The organism is SAR324 cluster bacterium, assembly GCA_015232315.1.
Classification (GTDB): domain Bacteria; phylum SAR324; class SAR324; order SAR324; family NAC60-12; genus JADFZZ01.
The window spans coordinates 26,056-35,514 of sequence record JADFZZ010000042.1 but is presented as its reverse complement, the minus strand read 5'-3'; the positions used below and the strand labels follow the sequence as shown (position 1 = coordinate 35,514).

At 40.8% G+C, this 9,459-nt stretch carries 10 protein-coding genes; 3 read left to right on the top strand and 7 right to left on the bottom strand.

Features of this window, described 5'->3' with window-relative positions:
* Window positions 1-879: 879 nt before the first annotated feature.
* A complete protein-coding gene (locus HQM11_19150; protein ID MBF0353156.1) occupies window positions 880-1,686 on the top strand; it encodes a hypothetical protein in 807 nt (268 codons plus the stop codon).
* Between the two features lie 243 nt (window positions 1,687-1,929).
* Here HQM11_19150 and HQM11_19145 read toward each other — a convergent pair whose 3' ends face one another.
* The 3 genes from HQM11_19145 to HQM11_19135 are packed head-to-tail and all read right to left on the bottom strand — an operon-like array spanning window position 1,930 to window position 4,438.
* Complete coding sequence (locus HQM11_19145) at window positions 1,930-2,781, bottom strand: UbiA family prenyltransferase (GenBank protein MBF0353155.1); 852 nt, start codon at window positions 2,779-2,781, stop codon at window positions 1,930-1,932.
* Window positions 2,778-3,689 carry a ribosome small subunit-dependent GTPase A gene (gene rsgA / locus HQM11_19140; protein ID MBF0353154.1) on the bottom strand — a complete coding sequence of 304 codons (912 nt, stop codon included), beginning with the start codon at window positions 3,687-3,689 and terminating at the stop codon, window positions 2,778-2,780. Before rsgA ends, HQM11_19145 begins: the two co-directional genes overlap by 4 nt.
* A complete protein-coding gene (locus tag HQM11_19135) occupies window positions 3,686-4,438 on the bottom strand; it encodes a DUF4292 domain-containing protein (GenBank protein MBF0353153.1) in 753 nt (250 codons plus the stop codon). The genes rsgA and HQM11_19135 overlap by 4 nt, the downstream gene beginning before the upstream one ends.
* A gap of 311 nt (window positions 4,439-4,749) precedes the next feature.
* Here HQM11_19135 and HQM11_19130 point away from each other — a divergent pair, with 311 nt between their 5' ends.
* Together HQM11_19130 and HQM11_19125 are read left to right on the top strand one after the other, a co-directional pair.
* A complete protein-coding gene (locus tag HQM11_19130; protein ID MBF0353152.1) occupies window positions 4,750-5,163 on the top strand; it encodes a TerB family tellurite resistance protein in 414 nt (137 codons plus the stop codon).
* A gap of 5 nt (window positions 5,164-5,168) precedes the next feature.
* Window positions 5,169-6,362 (top strand): serine hydrolase, encoded by a 1,194-nt coding sequence (locus HQM11_19125; GenBank protein ID MBF0353151.1) that lies wholly within the window; start codon window positions 5,169-5,171, stop codon window positions 6,360-6,362.
* 3 nt (window positions 6,363-6,365) lie between these two features.
* Here the strand turns inward: HQM11_19125 and HQM11_19120 are convergent, their stop codons facing one another.
* The 4 genes from HQM11_19120 to lptC form a co-directional block, all read right to left on the bottom strand.
* Window positions 6,366-7,370, bottom strand: coding sequence for a polymer-forming cytoskeletal protein (locus tag HQM11_19120; GenBank protein ID MBF0353150.1), 1,005 nt, complete (start codon window positions 7,368-7,370; stop codon window positions 6,366-6,368).
* A complete protein-coding gene (locus tag HQM11_19115) occupies window positions 7,367-7,966 on the bottom strand; it encodes a hypothetical protein (GenBank protein ID MBF0353149.1) in 600 nt (199 codons plus the stop codon). Before HQM11_19115 ends, HQM11_19120 begins: the two co-directional genes overlap by 4 nt.
* Window positions 7,956-8,609, bottom strand: coding sequence for a sigma-70 family RNA polymerase sigma factor (locus HQM11_19110; GenBank protein MBF0353148.1), 654 nt, complete (start codon window positions 8,607-8,609; stop codon window positions 7,956-7,958). Before HQM11_19110 ends, HQM11_19115 begins: the two co-directional genes overlap by 11 nt.
* 90 nt (window positions 8,610-8,699) lie before the next feature.
* Window positions 8,700-9,287, bottom strand: coding sequence for an LPS export ABC transporter periplasmic protein LptC (gene lptC, locus HQM11_19105; protein ID MBF0353147.1), 588 nt, complete (start codon window positions 9,285-9,287; stop codon window positions 8,700-8,702).
* Window positions 9,288-9,459: the final 172 nt, after the last annotated feature.

Below are 9,459 nucleotides of genomic sequence, written 5' to 3'. Positions count from 1 at the left end.
TCGAAAATGTTCCTCTGAATTGGTCAATTTAGAACCAGTTGATGAGCTCTCTTTGGAAAAAGCCGCCTAGCGCATAAACCGTGCCAGTGCTTTAAATTGTCAAAGAAATTTTTTTAGAAAACCCGAGAATTATATAAACAATCAGAATAATTTCAATCAATTCAAAAAACTGAGAACTGAAAGCTGAGAACTTACCACTGTCGAGATCTCAAATAAGGAGAGATCTGAGTCCCCAGTCCACAGCCATTCAACAGAAGCTCCTTGAGTTAAAAATTTGTACACGTAATAGGAGTTAAAAAAATAAAAAAATAAAAAAATATGAACTTTTTTTTTGAATCCGCAACTTACACAATATACACGACACTTTAATGAAGTACTTCGAGGTGGTGTACATTTCAATAAGTTGCCCATGTCAGAAAAATGGATTCTGAAGGGTGTGATTTGTAGACTAAAAAGCAGGAGTGATATGGACTTGGATGATCGGATTTTGCAAATAATGCGCGATGCTGAAAAAAGTAAAATGAGAAAACATCGTTGGGCCAAGTTGGTAATTTCACGGAAAAAAACATATAAACCTTTCAGTGGGAAAGGATGGTTTTGATCTGATTTTTTTCCGGAATGATCCCCCGGGAGATTCTTCAGCAATGTGTTGTATGGTCCTACCCCCCCCCCTGTGCTATACGATGCCCTGTTGTTTGATGTGGATTGCCTCTGTCATCAAACCTTGATGTCTGGAGAATCTCCCCCCTCATTTTATTTCCATCTGTCGAAAAAGAGTTTTATATTTCGGGTTAGATTCAGATATGTTACTGGGCAGGAACGATGTAAATTTTTGCAATCGTCACCAATGTTTAGCTTCACCTGTTCCGAAGGTTGATTATGAAACCCCTGATAGCTCAGAAACAAAAATGTGATTGTCAGGAACTCCATTTGTTATTGAGCCAGGCCCTTGACGAAAACCTGGACCGGGCACAAATTAGAAATATACTGGAGCACCTTGCAGAATGCATGGAATGTTATCACCATTTACAGGATACCATTCAGGTTGAAAACCTTTCGAGTTTAGTTCAACAGGATTATTTCCAACCTGAAGCGAGTGCTGAATTATGGAACAGGATTCAGTCACAAATTGCACAAACCAACATTCAGAAATCATTGGTATTTCAAAAAAACTGGCGTGAGGTTATGAGCTGGTTCAATCATCCGGTTCGGCTGAAAATCACCAGATTTGCAGGATTATCGGGTGTTGGTGTGGCCATCGTTTTCAGTGTTTTGTTCTGGCCTGAAAATTTGAGTTATAAAAATGATCCCCATCGTCTGGTTGTTCATGAAATTCCTATTCAGAACGCAGCGGACAATGTCACCTGGAATTCCAGTCATACCGTATTTCCTGAACATGAACTCAAAGTTAAAGTGAATCAGGCGGCGGCTCATCCATTTTATTTCAGGGTATCTTCACCGGACAATGCGGTGGTCTCCTTTCGTCATCAGCATCCTGATTTTAAATATTCACCACCCCATCAACTTCTGTTCAAGGGGATTCGATATGTCACACTGGAAAACCCAAGAGAGCAGGACTCCCTGAGTATCTATAACCAGGGGCAACAGCCTGTCAGTGTGAATGCCTACACCATTGATTCTGATACTGAAGACTTGATTGATACTGACCAGAATTTCTTCAAATAATACGACCCAATGATTCCCATCATAACTTCTCTGGTCTGTAGAGACGTTCCATAGTAGCGACTCTACGCCCGGCAGAAAATATGTTTTTAATCTGGTCGTTGCTATCCCCCCGCAGGGGAACAAGAACGTTTTCTTAATTTAGGTGAAACGATGACTATAGCCTCATTAAGAATCCTTTTGGTAAAAAAGATTCTTAGACCACAACAATACAATTGTGACGAATGCCCATAAAGAAAATAGGCGCTATAACCAGCAGGCGAGGCAGGTAAACATAAAAATGGTCAGGCTGATGTAGCCGTTCATATTAAAAAATGCCATATCGAGTTTTTCCAGTTTGCCATCCCGGATCAGCCAATGTTCCCAGAACAGCAGGCAGGTTCCTACCAGGAGTCCCAACGCAAACCAGTAGTTCAGTCCGCTCCAGTAATAAAACAAAAGCCACATCAGCACGGTGATGGCATGGAACACTCTGGCAATCAATAAACTCCCCTGAATGCCGAATCTGGCAGGAATGGAAAACAATCCTGTTTGCCTGTCAAATTCCAGATCCTGCAGAGCATACAGGACATCAAACCCGGCAATCCAGAACAATACGGAAGTTCCAAGAGTGAGTGCCGCAACAGAAATTTTTCCAGTCACAGCAATCCATGCTGCAACAGGTGCCGCACCAATGGCTATGCCTAAAAACAGATGGGAATAATTGGTAAAACGTTTGGTAAAGGAATAAAAAGCCGTTAGAAAAATAGCTACCGGAGACAGATAGAACGCCAAGGGATTCAATTGTGCTGAGGCAATCACCAATACCGAGTAAGACCCGCCAGTCATCATCAGAATAGCCAGGGGATTGATCGCTCCTGTCACCGAAGGGCGCTTGCTGGTCCTTGGATTTTCGGCATCAAATTTTCGGTCGAGCCACCGATTGAAGCCCATTGCGCCAGAACGGGCACCTGCCATAGCCACAATGACCCAAAACACTTGAGGCAGTGTTGGAGATCCGTGAGTTGCTGTCAGCACTGCGACCAGGGCGAAGGGAAGGGCAAATACCGTGTGAGAAAATTTGATCAGTTCCAGGTAGTGTTGAAGCGTTTTTATCATTTGTTTTCCAGAGATTCAAAAATACTGAGATAACTTTCGTAGCGTTGTTCAGAAATTTGCCCATCAACAAGGGCCTCCTTCACCCCGCACCGGGGTTCATGGGTATGACTGCATCGTTTGAAGCCACAAAATTTTCGAGGAGTTTCGAATTCAATAAAAAACTGATCCAGTTCTTCACGGGAAATCCCCAAGCCCATTTCCCTGATTCCCGGAGTGTCCACAATGAAGCCTGATCCCTGCGGCAATGGATACATCTCAGCCAGAGTGGTGGTATGTTTTCCTTTCCCCCCTTTTTCATTCACATTTCCAATCCGGATATCCCAATCCGGAAACAGAGCCTTGATGATTGATGATTTTCCCACACCAGAATGTCCTGACAAAATTGTAATTTTTTCATGCAGCATACTGCCCAGAATATCAAGTCCTTCGCCTGTTGCCACACTGGTGCATAACACCTGATATCCCAAGGTCTGATATAGCTGGAGGATGGGTTCCAGACCATCGACACCCAAATCTATTTTATTGATCACAATGACAGGAGTTAAACCACCTCGTTCAGCCGTGATCAAAAAGCGATCCACAAGACCATAGCGAAATGGTGGCGTTTTGGTGGAACTAACCACCATCAGATAATCAGCGTTTGCAACCAGAACCTGTTCAACATTCTCACTCATGGGACGCGTGAGTTTTGTGGAACGCGGAAGCACTTTATAAATCCAACCGGCATCATCAGAGGCCTCCAGATCCACTTCAACTCTGTCACCCACAGCTATTTTATGATCATATCGGCTGTTTTGGAATAAATTGCCTTTGACACGACACAGGCAGACTTTTCCATTTACATAAATGTAATAAAAGCTTTTGGTTCGCCGTAACACCAGGCCGGTTTGTGTTGTTGCTGGAGTCATGAATCGTCACCGAAAGCAGTGACAAGTGGTCTCATAGACGCCGGGGGATCAAAATCCAGATTCAAGGTTTCCGATGACGCCGATAGTTCAGTCAGGACAATTCTGAGCTGATTATTTTCCTGAAGATCCAGAATATTTATTTTATAAGGAACCCTAAAATGGTCGATATTCTGATATTCCATTATGGTAATTTCAAATATTGTGATCTGGTTTTCTTTCTTTATGATTTTATAGGGCAACTGATTGTCACGAAACTCAATCTCATAGGTTTCCTGTTCTTTGGTCAGGATCACACCAGAAGTGGTTTTGTGTCCTGACCATTCCTCAAATTGTCGTGAAGAAATCCGTCCCCAAATCCACCAACCCACTTCAGCCATCCTGAGATCGACTCCCAGCCATATTTTTCGAACAGACGGCGTATTTTCGCCCAAAAAATATTCCCTATGTTGGTAATCAAGAATCATCATTTGTTCATCATTCATCCTGATTTCGTACAACTGGCTACCCAGCAATGGAGCCAGAATCCGCATTCGGAGTTGGTGTTCATTGTCAATAGTCAAAAGCAGGTCACCACTTTGGCGAGAATCACCATTCTTGATGGAAATTTTCCCGGAAGCCTGTGTGACTGCCGGGACAGAATCACTGATAAACGATGGCGAAAGAAATAATTGGGGTGCAACAGAAGGGGTGCAGCCCCACAAGGCATAGAGACTGCACAGAAAAAAACTTTTTAGAAGAGTCTGAGACATAGAGATTAATGTGATCCCTTATCCTTGATAAGGATCAATTCTGCCACATAAAAAGCCATAAAATAAATCGCTCCAATAACAAAAACAGTGGCCAAAACTTCCATTTCAAACATAAACCCTCTCTGTAAAAATTATTATTATCGATTCAATAAACCAAGCAAACTGAAACCTATCTATTTTTTATTAAGAGTGCAAACTTTTTGACTAAGTAAGTGATAATTTAGAAGATCTTTCCTATAAAAGGCTTGTGTCTATGAAACGATTATGCAAAGTGTCATTTAGTATTAATTCAAACCATGATCAGGGGTTACATGAATCGAAGATTGTTTAACGACATGAATCAGGAAGAGCAATTCTGGTATGCAAAAGCTGTTGTAGCAATAATTGTTGCGGATGGCCGGATTGATGATGCTGAAATAAAATATTTAAGAACGATTTTTGATTTTTTTACCAAAAGTTCTGTTCAATTTGAAGAATTAGAACAGTACACTCAGGGAACAAAGAAAGTGAAAATTGAGAAAATTACAACCATTGACGCACAAAAAGCAAATGACATTCTGAAAGATTGTACGTCTGTTGCCATCTCAGATGGTGAGTTTCATCCAAAAGAAGAAAAAATTATCCGAAAAATCGGCACATCTATGGGAATTGAAACCTCAACCATTGAGCATATCATTCAATGGGGACGTGCACAACTTGCCTATATTTTTGCCATATCCATCTGATTATCATGAAAAAAAAATGCATATTATTACTGTTTATCTGTTTTGTCCCAGTGTTGGGTAACGTTTTTTCAACGTATGCTGACACCAGATCATTGTTTGATATTTTGGACACTCAGGATCATTTATTTGGATCGTTGCTACTTATTGATGCCGATACTGGACAGACACTCTATGCACACAACCCTGATTCAATGGCAATTCCCGCCTCCACTGTCAAACTGATGACAGCTCTCATTACCCTGGAAAAAATTGAAAGTGGACAACTGCATCTTGATGATAAAGTGGTTATTTCTCAGCTTGCCAGCCACATGGGTGGAAGTCAGGTTTTCCTGAAAGAAGGAGAAGTTTTTACTTTGAGTGAATTACTGAAAGCCATGATCATGGTTTCAGCCAATGATGCGGCCGTTGCTATTGCGGAATATGCAGGTGGTAGTTATCAGGATTTTGTGGCTCTTATGAATAAAAAAGCCGCACAACTGGGTATGGATCATTCTTTGTTCTTTACGCCGCATGGCCTCCCTCCCAAACGTGGTATGCCTGATAATATGACAACAGCCAGAGACTTATCCCGACTGGCTCAGGAAGTCTTGAAACACCCTGTTTATATGGAGTATGCTTCTACCAAGGTGGATTCTTTTCGGAATGGGGAATTTCAATTGGTCAGCACCTATCGTAAAATGCTCCAGACTATTGACGGAATGGATGGATTGAAATCAGGGTATCACAGAAAAGCCGGTTTCAATTTTGTCGGAACAGCCAAACGTGGTAATACAAGGCTGATTTCCGTGGTAACAGGCTGTGAAAATCGATTTTACAGAGATCAATTCACTATACAATTGCTGACAGCAGGTTTTGAACAATTTGAACGCACTCCATTATTTTCTGAAGGATCGCTGATTGATCAGGGCGTTCCTGTTGAGGATGGTTTGGAGCCACAAGTGGACCTCGAAATTGGCCAAAGTCTTTCATTATTAGTGACTCCGGGAACACCACAGGTCGATACCAGGCTGGAAATGCTGTCAAACGTAAGAGCGCCAGTTGAAAAGGGGGAAGTCTTGGGATATTTGGATGTTTATTTAAATGACAGGCTTTATCAGAAGATTCCCTTAAAAGCCCATCAATCGGTCAAACAATCAGGCTTTCTTGATGATGTGGCCAACTCGCTGTTGAACTGGAATAAGTATTTTTTCAACAACTGATTGTTACTTGAGTTCTTCGGAAGGCCAGGAACCGACAAAAACATCGCCACTATCCAGATTGAGAGTATTATTTTTTAGAGATTTATAAAGCATACTGATAAATCCATCTCGCTGAATTTCAGCATCTCGCCAGTTTTTTTCTACAGGAAGTTTTTCCGGTACAAGCACTTGTAACGAAAAAATCCAGTCCCCCCGATACCATAAAATGGTGGAACGATCCTTATAACGATAATACCCATGTCCCCCTTCGCCCATACTGTTCAATACAGAATGTGACATGTTCACATTTCCAAGGCGCATGATGTTTTTCCAAAAAATCAGGGATTCCGCAGAAGATTTAAATTCCATGATCTGCATTTCCAAATTATATCCGTCTTTGATATAAGTCCATTTCTGAGCAAAGCGTACATAATCCGGTTTAAATACATATTCCGCAAATTCAGGAATGGTAAATTCCTTGAGTGGTTCTCTATGAGTTTCCGTGATCCCTTTTTGAAGCAACTCAGTAATAGACCGATTTAAATGGTCAACATCGACAGGCACGATTCGTTGGAATGTCAGATAATGTAAGCTTGCCTGCAAAAACTCCTTAGGTGGTTCATCTTTTTTGGGATAACGCCGAATAACGCCTTGGAGATCTACATTGGGTGGGATTTGCAAGATCCCTCCAATTTGAGAAATATCACCTGTAATTGTTGCCTTTTCTTGTATGCTAAGGGTTCCACCCGCAAAAATAATTCCTTTTTCCAATAGACTTTGGTGCCCAACGGTCACATCACAACCTACTGAAAAAATTCGGCCTTTTACTTTCCCCAGAATATTAAGCCTAGTGTGGTTGCAGGTAATGTCGTTAGCGACCAAATCTTCACCCAATTCATAATCTTTGGATATTTGCATACTTTTCAAAGAATCAGCATAAACCGGAACATTCGTTCCCATAATCGCAATCATCAAACTAAACTTGCTCAAATTTCTCAACATTGATTTCACAGAGATTTTTTTCATCATGACCCCTTAGTCGGAGGCGTTGATTTTTTGAGGGAAACAAGCTCTCTATTTTGAAAGAGTGTTCCATTGAGGAGAGAAAAATGAGTTCCTAATTTCATACCAATAACAATCGTAGAATCTGTCCCATTCGCATCCCGAATCATTAAACCAAATTTTTCGGTGCCCCATATCAATTGAGTCTGGCCGGACTTTTCACCGAAAGTTTCCTCAGTTTGCATGTCAATCACAGTATACTGGGATGGAATCGCATAGGGATCCTGCTTTTGCAATGAAAACCATGACGGTATTCCCAATAGCAAGAGAACACTGGCAGCCATCAGCACTTTAGCAACGGTAGTTGACCTGAATCTGTTATGAGGTAGTTTTTTCTCCAGTTGATCCCATATCTGATATGAATCAACTATGTTTGCGTTTTCCTCAGAAATCCGCAGATATAATTCCAGAGAGCGCCTGAACGCTCTCAATTCGTGCTGGCAGATAGAGCAACCCAACAAATGTTCCGCCCAAAAAGCATTTTTAACCGTTTGAGGAGACTCTACCTCAAGCTTCAGCAGAATCTCTGTTTGATTGCAAGGCTGAAGATTATTATTTTCCATGAGATTCTCGCATTAATTGTTGAATGACAGGTTCCATCAATTTTTTGAGATGTAGCCTCGCATAATACAAGCGAGATTTGACGCTGCCGACAGGGATTTCCAGTATTTCCGCAATATTCTCAACCAATAAATCTTCTTGATAGTGAAGGTGCAGAACCAACCGGTGATCTGGACTCAAATGACTGATAATTCCATCTAATATTTGTTTATTTTGAATATTTAACAATGTGGTTTCAGGATCATCTCCGTCCCAAACCAAAGTGACGTGGGGTTCAGTAGTGTCTGAGAACGAATCGTCGGTATTATCAAGAGAAACCGTTTCTTTTCTGGATTCTTTATTCAAGTATCGGATCGATTCGTGCAGTGTGATTCGATACAACCATGTCTTGAACAAGGAGTCCCCCCGGAAATTTTTCAAGCCTCGGTATACTGCAATAAACACCTCCTGCAATACATCTGGAACTTTATTTTCCTGTTTGATTACCGATAGGATTAAACGTCCAACTCCTCGCTGATGTTTATGTACCAGTTTTTCAAACGCTCGCTTATCACCGTTTTTATGTGCCTGTATTAATATGTCATCATCCATGAAACCACGCGTAAGGTAAACAGCTTTCTTTTTGTGAACAGAATACCCAACCATGGTTTTTCCAAACTAAGTATATAGAACATAGATCCTGAAATTGGTTCAATATACGCAAAAAATTGGGCCTTTTTCTTTCAAAATTAACTGTCATTGAACTAATAAGACATTTCCCAAATGAAACTGCTTGTCAAAGACATGATATTCCAGATTATCACCAATCATCGTTATTTCCCCACGATGCATGCTAACATTATCTGGAAGAGTAAGAATGCGGTTTTGATAATTATAAATGGCTTTTTCAGTTTTTAATGACATGTCCTCATCTCTGGTTGCATGCACATTGCCCATCAAAATAACATGATTTTCTATCCCCTCCAACAGTCCTTGTTCCGCTGTTATCTGGATATCAACCCGAGGAGGCGATGTTTGTTCCTCATCATAGATCAACACAGTGAGGTTTCTTAGCAGGGTTGACTGTGTTTCTTCAATCGCTCTTGCATGGGAGCCAATAATTTTCCACTGGAGGAGTTCTTGCTTGTAATTGGTTATTTCAACCTGTTCCATGGTGAGAACTCTCATGATCTGCTCAGTTTGCTCTGATATTTCGTCACTTCCGTTCCACACAGTCATCGCATAGGACAACAACGTCAACAAAAGACAAAGGATCAGAATTTCTTTTTTGTTTTTCCAGAGCAGATGCATATAGGAAAATGAGTTATTATTTGGAGCAGACATATTTCTTACAGGGAACCAGATGATTTATTATGGAAAGACTCTTTTCAGAGATCTATATCAAATACTGATTGATTATCCAAGTACGAATCATACTCTCTTTGATACAACTTGAATTTGTTTTGTTTTCATATGATTTCTGTGGCTCATCATTCAAATTATTTGATTGAATAAT

Excerpts from the sequence above, each read along its gene's own strand:
- HQM11_19150 (MBF0353156.1), top strand. The coding sequence starts at position 880 with ATGAAACCCCTGATAGCTCAGAAACAAAAATGTGATTGTCAGGAACTC.
- HQM11_19145 (MBF0353155.1), bottom strand. The coding sequence starts at position 2,781 with ATGATAAAAACGCTTCAACACTACCTGGAACTGATCAAATTTTCTCAC.
- rsgA (MBF0353154.1), bottom strand. The coding sequence starts at position 3,689 with ATGACTCCAGCAACAACACAAACCGGCCTGGTGTTACGGCGAACCAAA.
- HQM11_19135 (MBF0353153.1), bottom strand. The coding sequence starts at position 4,438 with ATGTCTCAGACTCTTCTAAAAAGTTTTTTTCTGTGCAGTCTCTATGCC.
- HQM11_19130 (MBF0353152.1), top strand. The coding sequence starts at position 4,750 with ATGAATCGAAGATTGTTTAACGACATGAATCAGGAAGAGCAATTCTGG.
- HQM11_19125 (MBF0353151.1), top strand. The coding sequence starts at position 5,169 with ATGAAAAAAAAATGCATATTATTACTGTTTATCTGTTTTGTCCCAGTG.
- HQM11_19120 (MBF0353150.1), bottom strand. The coding sequence starts at position 7,370 with ATGATGAAAAAAATCTCTGTGAAATCAATGTTGAGAAATTTGAGCAAG.
- HQM11_19115 (MBF0353149.1), bottom strand. The coding sequence starts at position 7,966 with ATGGAAAATAATAATCTTCAGCCTTGCAATCAAACAGAGATTCTGCTG.
- HQM11_19110 (MBF0353148.1), bottom strand. The coding sequence starts at position 8,609 with ATGGTTGGGTATTCTGTTCACAAAAAGAAAGCTGTTTACCTTACGCGT.
- lptC (MBF0353147.1), bottom strand. The coding sequence starts at position 9,287 with ATGTCTGCTCCAAATAATAACTCATTTTCCTATATGCATCTGCTCTGG.